Here is a 15,053-nt window from a genome sequence, read left to right as displayed (position 1 = left end):
CGGGACCGATGTGGTCCCGGGGCCTTCTGCGTTGTCCGGACCGATCAGGAGAGGCCGCCGAGGACGTCGGTCGGCAGCAGGCCGGTCGTGGCCGCAGTTCCCCAACGCAGTCGCAGGCCCGCCCTCCCGGGACGGTTGCGCGACGCCGGCCCACGGGGTCAACTCCTCAGCGGGAACGCACGCACCACGTTGAGGATCCCGAGCACGAGCAGCGAGATCGCGAAGAGCCACCAGAGGAATCCCGCGCCCCACACCGGGGTGCTGAGCAGGGCGAAGCCGGCGAGGACCGAGATGATCGCGAACAGGACCGTCACGGCGGTCGATCCCGTCTCGCCGAGGGTGAACAGCGCCGTGAAGCCCTCCACGATCCACATGACGCCGATCATGATCGTGACGAACAGTGCGAGAAAGACCGCGGATTCTTGGAGGGAGGCGAACGCGTACGCCCCGGCGAGAATGAACAGCAGGCCCAGCAACCCGTGACCGATGCGGCTTCCGGTGCTCTGCCATGTGGCGACGACGGCGACGGCGATGTAGACGAGACCGGCGAGGATCGCGTAGACGGCGAGCACGCCGGTCACGGCGAGGGCGGTCTTGACGGGCCAGACGAGGACGGCGATGCCGAACCCGACGGCGATGAGGCCTCCGATCAGCAGGGCGACGCGGAACGGGTTCACGGAACGAGTGTTCTCGGCAGTGTGACTGGGTGCGGACACGGCGTGAGCTCCGATCGGGATCGCCGGGGTGGCCCGGCGCTGAGTGAAGGAACTTTCAGCGTAGGCCGATCGCCACCTGCCGGGAAGGGAGCTCGCGGACCCTGTTGACGTGACTCGGCCGGGGCGGATCCCTCGAGCGTCTCCCGGGATCGCGTGTCCGGGTGTCAGTCGCGGGCGACCTCGCGCAGTTCGCCGGTGCCGACGTCGTAGACGAAGCCGCGGACGGCGGTGGCGTGGAGCAGGAACGGGTCGGACTCGACCCGGGCGATGGACTGGCGCACGTCCGCCTCCGGCTCGGGGAACGACTCCGGGGCCCAGCGGGGCCGCAGTCCGGTGTCGGCCTGGACCCGGTCCTTGAAGTCGTCGTCGCGGAAGGTGAGCATCCCGCAGTCCGTGTGGTGGATCAGGACGATCTCCTCGGTGCCGAGGAGGCGTTGGCTGATCGTCAGCGAGCGCAGGACGTCGTCGGTGACGACCCCGCCGGCGTTGCGGATGACGTGGGCGTCGCCCTCGGTCAGGCCCAGCAGGCCGTAGGGGTTGAGGCGGGCGTCCATGCAGGCGACCACGGCGATCTTGCGGCCGGGGGGCATGGGCAGATCGCCCTTGTCGAACCCGGCCTGGTAGGCCCTGGCGGCCTCGAGCAGTTCATCGGTGACGGTCATGGCCGAAGGCTAGTCCCGATTCAACGGGCCGGCCAGGGTTCGTTTCTCGCCGCCGGAAACCCGCACGCCGGGTCAGGCGGGCGCGCGCAACGGCATCTCGTGGACCTCGCGGACGAACTCCGGCAGCGGCCCGGCGCCGCGCAGGACCCGGGCGATCGCGGGGTCGGCCAGGTGGAGTCGGCCCACGGAGATGAGGTCGAACTCGCCGCGCTCCAGGCACTCCACGACCGCGTCGATGTTGTCTGCTGCGATCGCGGGCGTGCCCGACTTCTGCTCGCGCAGGGACGTCCCGATCCCCACCCCGCCCACCGCGCCGCTCGGCTTGCCGGTGAGCCTGCGGGCCCACCCGGCCAGGGTCACCTCGCCGTCGTCGCCTCCCAGGTCGGGGAAGGCCGGGTCGCTGAACCGCCTGGTCGAGGCGTCGAACAGGTCGGCGCCCGCCTCGGTGAGCGCACCCAGGTAGACGCCCAGTTCATCGGGAGTGGCCGCCTTGCGGACGGTGTAGTCCTGCTGTGTGTGCTGCGAGAACCGGTAGAACAGCGGCGCCTCGGGGCCGATCGCCCCACGGACCGCCGCGACCACGGCTGCGGGGAAACGGCTGCGCGCGGCCAGGTCACCGCCCCAGTCGTCGGTGCGGCGGTTGGTGTCGGCCCAGACGAACGCGTCGAGCAGGTAGCCGTGGCCGCCGTGCAGCGTCACGCCGTCGAACCCGGCGTCGATCGCCAGTCGGGCGGAGCGGGCGAACGCGTCGATCACCTCGGTGATGTCGCCGTCGGTCATGGGTGCGACCTCGGGCGACCACCGGGCGACGCTGCGCTCGGAGTACGTGGTGACGCCCGGCGTGCCCCATCGGCCGGACGGGCGCATGGGGTGCATCTCCATCAGCCGGTCGCGGTGATCGCGGTCGAAGCGGGCGTTGGCGCCCCAGAGCGGACCGACGTGCCACAGCTGGGCGATGATCCGCCCGCCGGCGGCGTGGACGGCATCGGTGACCACGCGCCAGGCCGCCACGGATTCCGGCGTGTCCAGGCGGGGGATCCCCGAGTGGTCGACCGAGGTCGGGTGGTCCACGCCGATCCCCTCGGTGACGACGAGCCCGGTCCCGCCGGCCGCGCGGGCGGCGTAGTAGTCGCGGTTGACCTCGTCGGGCAGGCCGCCTGGGCAGCCCATGCGGGTCATGGGGGACATGACGAGGCGGTTGGACAGCGCGAGGGAGCGGACCGCGAGGGGGCGGAACAGCGGCTCACGACCGGGGGCGACGGAAGGCGTCATCGCGGGCTCGACCTCATGGTTTCTGTTCGTGGAGTCGGTGCCGGGGCACGGCAGCGCCGCCCCGCACCGGTTGACATGTGTCAATGATAGCCGGTCCGGCAGCCGATGCGCGGGGAAAACCCCGTCAGGGCCCACCGCCGGGGCCGTGACCGGGGCCCCCGTCGAGCGCGAGACGGATGGCCTCGTCGACCCCCGTCATCACCCAGCCCTCGGGGAACACCCCCGTGGCCGGTTCGCCGACCACCATGTCGTGTTGCAGGCTCTCGATCAGTGCGCCGACCGTGGCGCCGTCCTGTTCCACCAGGGGCGAGAGTCCCGCGGCGACGAGGTCCCACGGCAGCCCGGGCACCGGCACCCGCACCGTGGCCAGTCCGGCGAGGCGGGAGTAGCGGGCGAGCAGGGCGGGGTAGGTCAGGGCCTCGCCGCAGCCGAGGTCCGCGTGGCCGGTGCGGGGCTCGCCGTCCAGGGACCGGCACAGGGCCTCCACCACGTCGCGTTCGGCGACGGGTTCGACCCTACGATTGCGCATCCACCGCGGCACCGGCTGGACGGGGAGCAGTTCGCACAGCGTGCGCAGGACCTCGAAGCTCGCCGAGCCGGCACCGAGGATCACCCCGGCCCGCAGGGTGAACACGGGAGTGGGCCCGGCGGACAGCAGCGACTCCACCTCGAGCCGGGACGCCATGTGCCGGGACAACGCGGGTCGATCGCCGCCGGAGGGTGCCAGCCCGGAGACGTAGGAGCACCGCCGTGTGCCCGCGGCCGCCATCGCCTGGCGCATCGCGACGGCACCCGCCGCGTCCTCCCGCCGGAAATCGGGGCCGGCGCCCATGCGGTGGACCAGGTACACCACGTCGTCGACCCCGTCGAGGGCGTCCGCGAGGCAGGACGGGTCGAGAACGTCGGAGTGCACCGTCTCGACCCGGTCCGACCAGGCGTGCTCCACCGCCCGACGCGGATCGGACACCCCTGCTCGCACGCGGTGGCCGCGTGCGAGCAGGGCGGGGACCAACCGCGAGCCCAGGTACCCGCCGGATCCGACGACGAGGACGGTCACTCCGCGTCGAGGTCCTGCTCGATGAGGGCGGCGATCTCGGCCACCGCGTCGGCGTTCTCACCGCTCACCGTGACCTGGGCGCCCTCCTCGGCCCCGAGGGCCATGATGAGCATGGCGGAGGCGGCGTCGGCCTCCTCCTCGCCGTAGGCGATCTCGATGTCCGTCTCGTACTTCTCGGCGGCCTCGGCGATGATCCCCGCCGGGCGGGCGTGCAGGCCCTCGGCGGATCCGACGGTGACGGTGGTGCTGGGCATGGTGTCTCCTTCTCCTACGCGGTGGTGGGGCGTTCCGATGACGGGACGTTCCCGCCATCGTGCAGGCTCCGGCCTCAGGCCGCGACCGGCTGGGCCGAGGCGACCGGGGTCGGGGTGGGGTCGCGGCGGGCCGTCTTGGCGGCCACCACGGCCGCGCACGCCACCAGGGTCCCGGCGAGGATCGCCAGGAGGTAGCCCCAGACCGGGTTGATGGCGAACACCACGAACAGGCCGCCGTGGGGCGCGTACGACTCCACGGAGAACGCCATGATCAGCGCACCGGTCACGGCGCCGCCGGCCATCATCGACGGGATCACGCGCAGCGGGTCGGCGGCGGCGAACGGGATGGCGCCCTCGGAGATGAAGCTCGCGCCCAGCAGGAACGCGGCGCGGCCGTTCTCCTGCTCGACCGGGCTGAACAGCCGCTTGCGCACGACCGTCGCCAGGCCCATCGCCAGCGGCGGGACCATGCCGGCGGCCATCACCGCGGCCATGATCCGCAGCGTCGCGGGGTTGTCGGCGACCAGTCCGGCGGTGGCGAACGTGTATGCCGCCTTGTTGACGGGCCCGCCCAGGTCGAAGCACATCATCAGACCCAGGATCACGCCCAGCAGGATCACCGAGGACCCGGTCATGCCGCTGAGCCAGGACTCCATGGACTCGGTCAGCGCGGCCAGGGGACGGCCGAGCAACAGGAACATCAGCAGACCGATCGCGAGCGACCCGATCAGCGGGATGAGCACCACGGGCATGAGGCCGGCGAGCCAACGCGGGGTCTTCCAGGTGGTCATCCACCGCACGAGGTAGCCGGCGAGGATGCCGGTGACGAGCGCGCCGATGAACCCGGCGCCGAGGGTGGCCGACAGCGCGCCACCGACGAAGCCGGGCGCGATGCCGGGACGGTCGGCGAGCCCGTAGGCGATGTACCCCGACAGCACGGCGATCATGAAGCCCATCGCCGCCTGGCCGATCGCGAACAGCACTGCACCGATGTAGAGGCGCAGGCCCGCGTGGGTGAGGGCCTCTGCACCGGCGGTTCCGGCCGAGACGATCTCGCCGTCGAGGTACCACACCTCCCCGGGCAGCTCGGTGAGCGAGTAGCCGGTGGCCAGCTCCTCCCACACGAACGCCACGTCGTAGCCCGCGAACAGGAATCCGAGCGCGAGCAGCAGGCCGCCGGCTGCGACGAACGGGATCATGTAGGACACCCCGGTCATGACCGCCCGCTGGAGGCCCCGGGCCCAGTGCTCGTCCGAGCCGGACGACGCCGACCCCGACGATCCCGAACCGGACCCGGCCTCGGCCGACACACGGCGGGCCTGCGGGTCACGGGCCGCGGCCAGCGCCTCGTCGAGGACCTGGTCGGGCGCGTCGATCGCCTTCTTCACCCCGTACTCGACGACGGGTTTGCCGGCGAACCGGCCGCGGTCGCGCACCCCGACGTCGGTGGCGAACACGACCGCGTCGGCGGCCTCGATCACCGCCGGGTCGAGAGGGGTGGCGCCGGCCGAGCCCTGGGTCTCCACGTGCAGCTCCACGCCGCGCGCCTCCGCCGCCTGCGCGAGCGAGTCGGCGGCCATGTAGGTGTGGGCGATGCCGGTGGGGCAGGCGGTCACCGCGACCACGCGGGCCGGTGCCGCCGCCGAGGACGCAGCCGCGGGGGACCCGGGTGACGACGACGACGGCGACGACGAAGCCGCCGAGGTCTTCGGCTCCGCCGTGAGCACCCCCTCGATGACCGCGACCGCCTCGTCGGGGGTGGCCGCGGACCGGAGGGAGTCCACGAACTCGGACCGCACGAGATTGCGCGCGAGCGTGGCCAGCAGCTTCAGGTGCTCCTTCCCGCCGCCGGCGGGCGCGCCGATCATGAGGACGAGGTCGGCGGGGCCGTCCTTGGCCCCGAAGTCCACGGGCGGGTCGAGCCGCGCGAAGGCCAGGCTCGGCGCGGACACCGCCTCGGACTTGCAGTGCGGGATGGCGATCCCGCCCTTCATGCCGGTGGCCGCCTTGTCCTCCCGGGCCATCAGGTCGCGCACGAGCGCGTCGTGATCGTCGGCCCGGCCGGCATCGACCAGGGTCCGGGCCAGGGCCATGATCACCTCCTGCTTGGTGCCGCCCAGATCGGCGTCGAGCCGCACGGCGGCGGTCTCGATGATCGGCTGGTTCATGGTCGTACTCCGTGTCCTGTGAGGGGTGCTGATTCAGACGGGTCGGGTGTGGGCCGGGTGGCTGCGGCGCCGGCGGGGGACATCAGTCGAGCCTGCGCACCGTGGCGCGGAACGTGGACGGGTCGAGCCCGAGCGGCAGCCCGGTGCCGGGCAGGGAGGCGGCCACACTCCCGTGACAGACCGCCCACACGAGCCGGTCCCGCGGCGGGAGGCCGCGGGCCTCGGCGAGCAGATATCCCGCGAGCGCGGAATCACCGGCCCCCACCGTGGACCTGACCTGCACGGCAGGGGTGTTCGCGAACCACGCCTCGCCGTCGTCGACCAGGACCGCACCGGCCCCGCCGAGGGTGACCAGGGCTGCGCCCACGCCCCGGTCGCGCAACGCCCTGGCGGCCTCCACCACGGGGGTCGTGTCGCCGTCGGCGGCGCGCCGCTCCAGCTCGGTGCCGTCGACACCGGCCAGCTGCCCGAGTTCCTCGCCGTTGGGTTTGACCAGGTCGGGGGCCGCGTCCGGGAGTCGCGCGGCGAGTGCCTCCAGCGGCGCGTCGGAGGTGTCGACGGCGAGGCGCGCGCCCGCCGGGCGGAGTGCACCGACCAGGTCGGCGTAGAAGTCGTCCGGCACGCCACGCGGCAGGGAACCGCACAGCACCACCCACCGTGCCTCCCGCGCGAGGGCCGCGACCGCGGAGCGCGCGCGGTCCAGGGCGGCGGTGTCCAGCTCGGGACCCGGGACGTTGATCTTCGTCGTGGTGCCGTCGGGATCGGCGAGGGTGAGGTTGATCCGCACGGCGCCGTCCGCGGGGACCACGGTCGTCGTGATGCCGGTCCCGGCACACATCGCCACGAACGGGTCGGCGGCCGGGGCCGGGAACACCGCCTGTGTCCGGACCCCTCCGGCGGTGAGGACCCGCGCGACGTTGACGCCCTTGCCCCCGGGGGAGTCGTCGACGGCCGCGATGCGGTTGACCCCGCCCACGGCGAGCGGTGCGGGCAGCTGCGCGGTGCGGTCCACCGACGGGTTCATGGTGAGCGTGACGATCATGGGAGCACGACCTCGATTCCGTGGTTGTCCAAGGCGGCGGCCAGTGCGGCCGGTGGGGGAGCATCTGTGACCAGGATGTCGATCCGGTCCAGGGGGGCGAACGACACCAGGAACTCGTGGCCGACCTTGCTCGAGTCCGCGAGTGCGACCACCCTGCGGGCCGCCCGGCACATGGCGTTCTTGACCGCCGCCTCGTCCGGGTCCTGGGTGGTGAGGCCGCGTTCGGGGTGGAGGCCGTTGGTGCCCACGAAGGCCACGTCGACCCTGATCGCGTCCAACGCCCGCAACACCGACGGGCCCACGCACGCCCCGGTGAGGCCCCGGACCGATCCGCCGAGCACGTGGAGGTCGTCCGTGGCCGCGCGGTGCAGACCGTCCGCGATGGGGATCGAGTTGGTGACCAGAGTGAGGCCGTGGTCGGCGGGGAGCGACTCCGCGAGGGTCGCGGTGGTGGAGCCCGCGTCGAGGAGGACCGAGCCGCCCGCGGCGGGTAGGAGACGCAGCGCCGCCCGACCGATCGCGGACTTGGCGGCCACGTTCTCCGATCGCCGCGCGGCGAGTGTCCGCTCCACGCGGCCGCCCGGTACCGCGGGCACCGCCCCGCCGTGGGTGCGCTCGAGCTGGCCCTCCGATTCCAGTAGCGACAGGTCGCGGCGGATCGTCTCGGCGCTCACGTCGAGGTCGGCGGCGAGATCGGCGACGGTGACGCGCCCGGAGGCGGCCAGTGCCTCGGTGATGTGCCGCCGTCGCTCGCTGCCGTACATGTGGGGACCGACCTTCGTTTGAGTGACTGATTGTGTTGGATTCTGCCCGATACGGTTGGAAAGTCAAGCCGATTTAGTTATTCTCGTCACATAACCCACCACTGGGCCGGACGCGGGTGTCCGGTCCGCTAGGAGTTCCCATGACGCAGCAGTCGAAGGCCGGGGCGGTCATCCGCGGCACCGGCGTGGTCGCCGGACTGGCCTACGGACCCGCCCGATGGGTCATCCGGCCGGACGCACCGGCTCCCGGTGCCGCGGCCGGCCCCGCGGGCGACGCGGCGGACGCGGGTGCGGTGCCGCCGGACGAGCAGCAGGTCGAGGCGGGCCGCGAACGCTTCGTCGCGGCGGCCCGCACCGTCGCCGGGCGCCTCGACCAGCGAGCCGCCCTGGCCACCGGCGTCAGCGCCGAGGTCCTGTCCGCCAACGCCGTCCTCGCCCGGGACCGCGGGTGGGCCAAGGCGGTGGTGAAGGAGCTGAGGAAGGGCGCGGCGGTCGAGGCCGCGACCGTGGCGGCCACGGAGACCTTCGCCGCGATGTTCGCGCGGGTCGGTGGCCGGCAGGCCGAACGCGTCACCGACCTGCGCGACATCTGCGCCCGTGTGGTGGCCGAGCTGCGCGGTCTGCCCGAGCCGGGCATCCCCGACCTCGACGAGCCGGGCGTCCTCATGGCGGACGACCTCGCCCCCGCGGACACCGCCGCCCTCGACCCCGCCATGGTGCTCGCGATCGTGTGTGAGCACGGCGGCCCCACCTCGCACACGGCGATCATCGCCCGGCAGCTCGGCATCCCGTGCATGGTCGCGGCCGGGGGACTCGCCGCGGTCGCGGACGGGACGCAGGTCCTGGTGGACGCGGCCGCGGGAACGGTCACCGTCGAGCCCGAGGAGGGCTCCGCCCGGGCCGCCGCCGAGGCCGACCGGCGCACGCGGGCCGTCGCCGCGGACTGGAGCGGCCCCGCGGTCCTCGCCGACGGGCACCCGATCCGGTTGCTGGCCAACGTCCAGGACGGCGCGGGCGCGGAGGACGCGGCGTCGGGCCCGGCCGGCGGGATCGGGCTGTTCCGCACCGAGCTCGCGTTCCTCGACCGGGCCAGCGAACCGACCCACGACGAGCAGGTCGACCTCTACGCCCGGGTGCTCGGTGCCTTCCCCGACACCCGGGTCGTCACCAGGACCCTGGACGCGGGTTCGGACAAGCCGCTGGCGTTCGCGGGCATGACGGAGGAGGACAACCCCGCACTGGGGGTCCGCGGAATCCGCGTGGACCTCATCGACCGCGGGCTGCTCGACCGGCAGCTCGATGCGCTCGCCGCGGCGGGCCACCGGGTGGGCGGGGCGCAGTCCTCCCCGTGGGTGATGGCACCCATGGTCGCGACCGTCGACGAGGCCCGCGACTTCGCCGACCGGTGCCGCCGGCGCGGACTGACGCCCGGGATCATGGTCGAGGTGCCCTCGGTCGCGGTCGCCGTCGACAGGTTCCTCCCGCACGTGGACTTCCTGTCGATCGGCACCAACGACCTCACGCAGTACGTCATGGCGGCCGACCGGATGTCCTCCGACCTGGCCTCGCTCACCGATCCGTGGCAGCCGGCCGTGCTGCGTCTCATCCGCGCGGTGGCCGACGCCGCGGGCCGGGCGCCGGACGGCCGCGCGATCCCGGTCGGGGTGTGCGGTGAGGCGGCGGCCGACCCGAACCTGGCGTGCGTCCTGCTGGGACTCGGGGTCGGCTCACTGTCCGTGGCCACCGCGGCACTGCCGTTCGTCGGGGCCGCCCTGGCGGGGGTCACGCTCGAACAGTGCAGGCGGCTCGCGGAACTCGCGCTGGACAGCGACACCGCGCTCGACGCGAGGAACGCGGTGCTGGCGGCGCGGAACTGAGCGCGCGCGAGCGGCTGTACCGTCGGGCGCACAGCGTGTGGGACGACGGAAGGGAACCGACTGTGGGCCTGGGAACCGGAATGACCGTGGATCTGTCCATCGACACCGCCGACGGCAACGCCGAGGCGTTCGTCTCCCGGCCGGGAAGCGCCGACCGTGACCTGCCGGGCGTCCTGCTGTTCCCGGACATCTTCGTCCTGCGGCCGCAGATCCGGGCGATGGCGGACCGCATCGCGAGCTGGGGCTACGTCGTCCTGGCCCCGAACGTCTTCTACCGGTCCGGCACCGCCGACGACCTCGCCCCGACCGTGGACCTGCGCGAACCGGGCGAACGCGACCGGTACATCGAGACCGCGTTCCCCCGGATGGCCGCGTTGACCTCCGAGAGGTCGCGGGCGGACACCGCCGCGTACCTGGACGCACTGCTGGCACTGCCCGGGGTCTCGGTCGGGGCCGGGGTCGGGGTCGTCGGCTACTGCATGGGAGCGCGACTCGCGTTGCGCGCGGGTGGGGACCACCCGGACCGCGTCGCCGCCGTCGCCGGATTCCACGGCGGCGGGCTCGCGACGGACGATCCCGACAGTCCGCACCTCGGTCTCGCGACCACCCGGGCCGCCGTCCTGCTGCGGCACGCCGACGACGACCCGTCAATGCCGCGGGAAGGGATGGACGTCATCGCGTCCCTGGCCCGGGAATCCGGTGTGCCCTTGGACCAGGACGTCTACCCCGGCGCCCCGCACGGCTACTCGATGGCCGACACGTCGATGTACGACGCGACTGCAGCCGAACGGCACTTCGAGGACCTGCGCGAGCACCTCGCCCGGCGCCTCGCCCGCCACGGCGGGTGAGCTGAACGCGCGCCCCGACCTAGACGTCGACGGTCTCGGACGCCCCCGAGCGGGCCAGGGCCGCGAGCTGGCGGGTCGTCGCGCCCGGCAGGTACGCCCGACCGATCGCCACCCCGATCCGGGGCAGATCGGCCTCGTCGCGGAAGCACAGGTAGACGGGTTCGATCCTCGGATTGAACTTGGCCTTGAACTGGTGGAGCGACCGGAACCCGTAGTAGGGCTCGAGTGCCTGACCCAGCAGATCGAGTCCGCGGTCGAGAACGGCCACCTCGTCGTCGTCGTCGCCACTTCGCGCCAACGGGGCACCGGACAACGACACGTAGTCGGCGCCCTCGTCCTTGAACTCCAGCGCGGAGCGGGCGATGAGGAACTCGACCATGTTGTTCGCACCGGGGCCGTTGCGCTTGCGCATGAGGTCCAGGGTCCAGCCGCGGACGCCGCCGTCGGGCCCGCCGCGGTAGACGGGCAGCCAGGAGAGTGCGGCCTGGACCACCCCGCCCGAGTCCACGGCGAGCGCGATGCGCACGTCGTCGTCGAGCGCCTCCTCGACCGTGCCGAGCGTGAAGCCCATCTCCGGCAGCTCCTTGTCCCCGACCCACTGCTCGGAGATCTCCCGCACCTGCGCCAACACCGCCGCCGGCTGCTCCCGCAGCAGACCGGAGACGTAGGTCGTGCCGCTCTTGGACGCCTTGTTCATGGCGGAGCGGATCTTCTGCCACTTCTTGCCCGTGAACTCCAGGTCGGGCAGGTCCATGATGGTGTCCTCGGCGATCTGCAGCGCCCGCCACCCGTGCGCGCGCATCCGGTCGGCCGTCTCCCCGGACACCGAGAACAGGCACGGGACGGCCGCCTGCGCCTCGGCAAAGTCGACGAACGAGCTCAGCAGTACGCCGCGATCGGCGGGGTCGGCGACCGGGTCGGCCAGCGCGATGATGGTGCCCACGTGCATCCGGTACCCCACGACGCCCGCCGAGTCGGGGCCCGCGGTGCCGTCGCCTCCGCCGAAGAAGTAATTCATCGGCTGCCACGTGATCATCCACGACATCGTGCTGCCGCCGTGGGCCCGGATGAGATCGCGGACGCGTTCGACGACGTCGTCGGAGTGCACGCGCGACCCGGTCACCCGTCGCCGCACCCGCGCGCCGAACGCGCCCCTGCCCACCACCAGCAGCACGGCCTCGCCCACCCAGAGCAGACCGGTGCCGAGGGTGACGGCGCCCAGCGACTCGAAGTCGGCGGCGACGACCAGGACCGTGACGACGAGGGTGACCGCAGCGGTGAGCAGCGCATACGCGAGTGCCACGCCCCAGGCGACCCGGTATCCGCGGCGGAGGAGCTCCGCGGTCGCGGCGGCGACGAGGACGGACAGGAGCATGCCGACCAGGTTCACGTCCTCGGCCTCGGTGGGGCCGAGTGGGCCGTCGGAGGGGAGGAAGTACACCACCACGTGGACCGCGGCGATGAACCACATGCCCGCCGAGGCCAGCAGTCGGGTCTCGCGCCGGGTTCGGGGACCCAGACCGTGCTCGCTGCGGGAGAAGAACCTCTCGCCGACGGCGAGGAACACGACGAACGCCACCAGGTGGGTGAGGTCGGCCAGGCTCCCGACGAACAGGAACGACACGATCACGTAGCCGTAGAGGAGCGCCCGCGCGCGCAGGCGCCAAGGCGAGACGAGCGTCGCCGAGGCGGCGGCCAGCACGGCGACCACCGCGGTCGAGCAGCCCACGTCCAGCACCACCGACAATTCCGTGGCCCACGCCCAGCCGACGGCGTCGCCGGGAACGATCACGGCCACCGCGCCGAGCACCCCGATGAGCTGCCCGCCCGCCGCCGCCCACGCCGTCCGGGCCGGGCCCAGGCGCCACTCGCCCATCCCGATCCCCGCCGCCACCAGCACCAACAATGACAGGTGCTGGAGTGGGGTGAGCCCGAGCCAGGGTCCGGTGACGAGCGTCCACCAGCGGCCGCCCTCCAGCGCGGGCACCCCGTAGGCGACGTCGGGGAACCACGTGGCGTGGCGGGCGCTGCGGAAGAGGGCCTCGAACACAACGCCGGTGACGAGCAGTGCGGCGACGATCACCGCCGTGACGGGGAGTCGACGCGCGGCCGTGACGACCGCGCGGCCCGCGGTGGCCAGGGGTGGGGGCGAGGCGGGCTCGTCGGTCTTCTCGGCGATCTGGTCGGTGCTCACGGGGTCCTTCGGGGCGGCGCGCGGCGCGGGGCAGGGTCGTCCAAGTATGGAACCCGGCCCCCGTGAACGTGTCGTTATTCGCGCAGGAAAAGTGGTGTGATGACCGTCTCGTTCCGGTGGGCGGCGCTGCCCGTCACAGGGTGAGGACGCGCCCGCACACCACCAGGTGCACCTCGTCGCAGCACTCGGCGACCGTCTGGTTGAGCGCGCCCAGCAGGTCGCGGAACACCCCGCCCGAACGGTACGGGGGAACGACCCCGGAGCCGACCTCGTTGGTCACCAACACCACGTCGTCCCGGGCGGTCAGGGCGGCGCAGAGGGCGTCCGTGCGTTCGTCGACCGCGGCGCGCGCCTCGTCGGTGGGGGCGTCCCACAGTCCGAGGTCGTCGACGGTCGCGGTGAGCCAGGTGCCCAGGCAGTCCACGAGAACTGGTCCGGGCGCGTTGCGGAGCGCGGAGGCCACATCCGTGGACTCGATGGTGCGCCACTCCGCCGGACGGTGCGCTCGGTGATGGCTGACGCGCCCGGCCCAGTCGGGGTCGTCGAGCTCGTCGGCGGGCCGGCCCGGCGCGACGAACGTCACGGCGTCCGCGCCGTCGAGCAGTCGCACTGCGTGCCGGGACTTTCCGGACCTGACGCCCCCTGTCACCAGGACGCGCATCAACCCCGCCGCCCGCGGCCGCCGGCGAGGGCGGGCCCGGAGAACAGGGACAGTCCCACGACGAACCCGAAGTCGTACCAGTTGCCGTTGTTGTTCACCTCGTAGATCGTCACGGTGTCGGTGAACAGGGAGATGACGAACGTGACGGGGAGGATGATCCCGTGCCACAGGCCGAGCCAGAACCCGGCGCCGGCGGGGGCGACGTCGACGTTGGGCCCGGCCGCGCACGCCCCGAGGGCGACGACGACGACGAGGAGGACACCGGCGGCCAGGCCGGCCCGTGACCGGGTGGTCACTACCGCCGCCCGCGGGTGAAGTAGAGGATCGGCCCGATGAAGTTGATCGCGATGATGGCGGCCCACTTGCCCTTGGAGCCCTGCACCTTCGCCGCCGGCCGGGCGGCGAGGTCCGCCCACGCGGTCGCGGCGAGTGACACCTGGACCGAGATGGCGGTCAGCAGGAGGGCCTTCTGATTGTCGGTCAGGTCGTTCCAGCGCTTCTTGGTGGCCATCGTGTTCCTCCCGGTTAGATATTTTCTTACCCTAGTGGTTTTCCGGTTCCGTCGATACGGTGCTCGCGGGCTTCCTCCGGGCGGGGTTGCCGGGCAGCAGCCGGGACCGCGAGTAGTCCCCGATCTGCCCACTTATCGGGACAGCCGAACCTATGGTGAGCGGCAGACGACACCGAGGACGGGAGTTCGACATGGCGGGACGACTCGGGGGCAAGGTCGCGTTCATCACGGGGGTCGCGCGCGGGCAGGGCAGGACGCACGCCGTCCGCTTGGCCGCGGAAGGGGCGGACATCATCGGTCTCGACCTGGCGGGCCCGCTGCCGGACGCCGTCCCCTATGACCCCGCCACGCGCGAGGAGTTGGACGAGACGCGTCGGCTGGTCGAGGAGAAGGGTCGCCGCGCGCTCCTGTCAGTCGGTGACGTCCGGGATCTCGGGGGCATGAAGAAGATCGTCGACGACGGGGTGGCCGAACTCGGGCGTCTCGACGTGGTGGTGGCCAATGCCGGCATCTGCACCCCTCAGGTGTGGGACACCATCACCGCGGAGGATTTCGCCGCGACCATCGACACCAACGTCACCGGCGTGTGGAACACCGTCATGGCCACGGCCCACCACGTCATCGACGCCGGTGGTGGGTCGATCATCCTCACCAGCTCGTACGCGGGCAAGAAGATCCAGCCGTTCATGATCCACTACACCACCTCCAAGCACGCGCTGGTCGGGATGACCCGGGCGTTCGCGGCGGAGCTGGGGCCGAAGAACGTGCGGGTCAACAGCATCCACCCCGGCGGTGTGGCCACCCCGATGGGTGGCGGCGACATGGTGAGCACGCTGGAGAAGGTCGGCGAGTCCAACCCGCCGCTCAACCTCATGGGCTCGACGTTCCTGGAGCAGACCTGGGCCGAGCCGGAGGAGATCTCCAACGTCGTGGCGTTCCTGGCCTCCGACGAGTCGAAGTTCATCACCGCTGAGCACATCAGCATCGACGGCGGGTCGCAGTACTTCTGAGGCCGCCATGCGTGTCC

15 protein-coding genes are annotated in these 15,053 nt (G+C 72.5%); 3 read left to right on the top strand and 12 right to left on the bottom strand.

Features of this window, described 5'->3' with window-relative positions; all coding sequences use genetic code 11:
- Nucleotides 1–158: 158 nt before the first annotated feature.
- The 8 genes from L8M95_RS10105 to L8M95_RS10070 all read right to left on the bottom strand — a co-directional run bounded on the left by L8M95_RS10105 (nucleotide 159) and on the right by L8M95_RS10070 (nucleotide 7,935).
- Nucleotides 159–677 (bottom strand): HdeD family acid-resistance protein, encoded by a 519-nt coding sequence (locus L8M95_RS10105; protein ID WP_260486022.1) that lies wholly within the window; start codon nucleotides 675–677, stop codon nucleotides 159–161.
- Between the two features lie 203 nt (nucleotides 678–880).
- Nucleotides 881–1,378 carry a carbonic anhydrase gene (locus L8M95_RS10100; protein WP_260486021.1) on the bottom strand — a complete coding sequence of 166 codons (498 nt, stop codon included), beginning with the start codon at nucleotides 1,376–1,378 and terminating at the stop codon, nucleotides 881–883.
- 72 nt (nucleotides 1,379–1,450) lie between these two features.
- Nucleotides 1,451–2,650 carry a 12-oxophytodienoate reductase gene (locus L8M95_RS10095; protein WP_260486020.1) on the bottom strand — a complete coding sequence of 400 codons (1,200 nt, stop codon included), beginning with the start codon at nucleotides 2,648–2,650 and terminating at the stop codon, nucleotides 1,451–1,453.
- A 124-nt stretch (nucleotides 2,651–2,774) separates the two neighbouring features.
- Nucleotides 2,775–3,707 carry an NAD(P)H-binding protein gene (locus L8M95_RS10090; protein ID WP_260486019.1) on the bottom strand — a complete coding sequence of 311 codons (933 nt, stop codon included), beginning with the start codon at nucleotides 3,705–3,707 and terminating at the stop codon, nucleotides 2,775–2,777.
- On the bottom strand, nucleotides 3,704–3,961 hold the full coding sequence (locus L8M95_RS10085; RefSeq protein WP_260486018.1) for an HPr family phosphocarrier protein: 258 nt from the start codon (nucleotides 3,959–3,961) through the stop codon (nucleotides 3,704–3,706). Before L8M95_RS10085 ends, L8M95_RS10090 begins: the two co-directional genes overlap by 4 nt.
- 74 nt (nucleotides 3,962–4,035) lie before the next feature.
- Nucleotides 4,036–6,129 carry a fructose-specific PTS transporter subunit EIIC gene (locus L8M95_RS10080; RefSeq protein ID WP_260486017.1) on the bottom strand — a complete coding sequence of 698 codons (2,094 nt, stop codon included), beginning with the start codon at nucleotides 6,127–6,129 and terminating at the stop codon, nucleotides 4,036–4,038.
- 82 nt (nucleotides 6,130–6,211) lie between these two features.
- The gene (locus tag L8M95_RS10075) at nucleotides 6,212–7,171 is read right to left on the bottom strand and encodes a 1-phosphofructokinase family hexose kinase (RefSeq protein WP_260486016.1); all 960 of its coding nucleotides are present in this window, start codon (nucleotides 7,169–7,171) and stop codon (nucleotides 6,212–6,214) included.
- On the bottom strand, nucleotides 7,168–7,935 hold the full coding sequence (locus tag L8M95_RS10070; RefSeq protein ID WP_260486015.1) for a DeoR/GlpR family DNA-binding transcription regulator: 768 nt from the start codon (nucleotides 7,933–7,935) through the stop codon (nucleotides 7,168–7,170). Before L8M95_RS10070 ends, L8M95_RS10075 begins: the two co-directional genes overlap by 4 nt.
- Before the next feature lie 140 nt (nucleotides 7,936–8,075).
- Here L8M95_RS10070 and L8M95_RS10065 point away from each other — a divergent pair, with 140 nt between their 5' ends.
- The gene (locus L8M95_RS10065; RefSeq protein ID WP_260486014.1) at nucleotides 8,076–9,812 is read left to right on the top strand and encodes a phosphoenolpyruvate--protein phosphotransferase; all 1,737 of its coding nucleotides are present in this window, start codon (nucleotides 8,076–8,078) and stop codon (nucleotides 9,810–9,812) included.
- A gap of 80 nt (nucleotides 9,813–9,892) precedes the next feature.
- Entirely contained in the window at nucleotides 9,893–10,660 is a 768-nt protein-coding gene (locus L8M95_RS10060) for a dienelactone hydrolase family protein (protein WP_260486012.1), read from the top strand.
- 19 nt (nucleotides 10,661–10,679) lie between these two features.
- Here L8M95_RS10060 and L8M95_RS10055 read toward each other — a convergent pair whose 3' ends face one another.
- The 4 genes from L8M95_RS10055 to L8M95_RS10040 all read right to left on the bottom strand — a co-directional run bounded on the left by L8M95_RS10055 (nucleotide 10,680) and on the right by L8M95_RS10040 (nucleotide 14,026).
- Nucleotides 10,680–12,854 (bottom strand): bifunctional lysylphosphatidylglycerol flippase/synthetase MprF, encoded by a 2,175-nt coding sequence (locus tag L8M95_RS10055; RefSeq protein WP_260486011.1) that lies wholly within the window; start codon nucleotides 12,852–12,854, stop codon nucleotides 10,680–10,682.
- Nucleotides 12,855–12,987: 133 nt separating this feature from the next.
- On the bottom strand, nucleotides 12,988–13,515 hold the full coding sequence (locus tag L8M95_RS10050) for a bifunctional adenosylcobinamide kinase/adenosylcobinamide-phosphate guanylyltransferase (protein WP_260486010.1): 528 nt from the start codon (nucleotides 13,513–13,515) through the stop codon (nucleotides 12,988–12,990).
- Nucleotides 13,515–13,811: a hypothetical protein gene (locus tag L8M95_RS10045; RefSeq protein WP_260486009.1), complete on the bottom strand. Its 297-nt coding sequence runs from the start codon at nucleotides 13,809–13,811 to the stop codon at nucleotides 13,515–13,517. The genes L8M95_RS10050 and L8M95_RS10045 overlap by 1 nt, the downstream gene beginning before the upstream one ends.
- Complete coding sequence (locus tag L8M95_RS10040; protein ID WP_260486008.1) at nucleotides 13,811–14,026, bottom strand: hypothetical protein; 216 nt, start codon at nucleotides 14,024–14,026, stop codon at nucleotides 13,811–13,813. The genes L8M95_RS10045 and L8M95_RS10040 overlap by 1 nt, the downstream gene beginning before the upstream one ends.
- A 191-nt stretch (nucleotides 14,027–14,217) precedes the next feature.
- Between L8M95_RS10040 and L8M95_RS10035 the strand changes: the two genes are divergently transcribed.
- Nucleotides 14,218–15,036, top strand: a complete 819-nt coding sequence (locus tag L8M95_RS10035; RefSeq protein ID WP_260486007.1) for a mycofactocin-coupled SDR family oxidoreductase — start codon at nucleotides 14,218–14,220, stop codon at nucleotides 15,034–15,036.
- Nucleotides 15,037–15,053: the final 17 nt, after the last annotated feature.

Origin of the sequence: Dietzia sp. B32, from assembly GCF_024732245.1 — a bacterium.
In the GTDB taxonomy this organism is placed as follows: domain Bacteria; phylum Actinomycetota; class Actinomycetes; order Mycobacteriales; family Mycobacteriaceae; genus Dietzia.
Note: the sequence above shows the minus strand (reverse complement) of the source record. Positions and strands in the feature narration are given on the sequence as shown.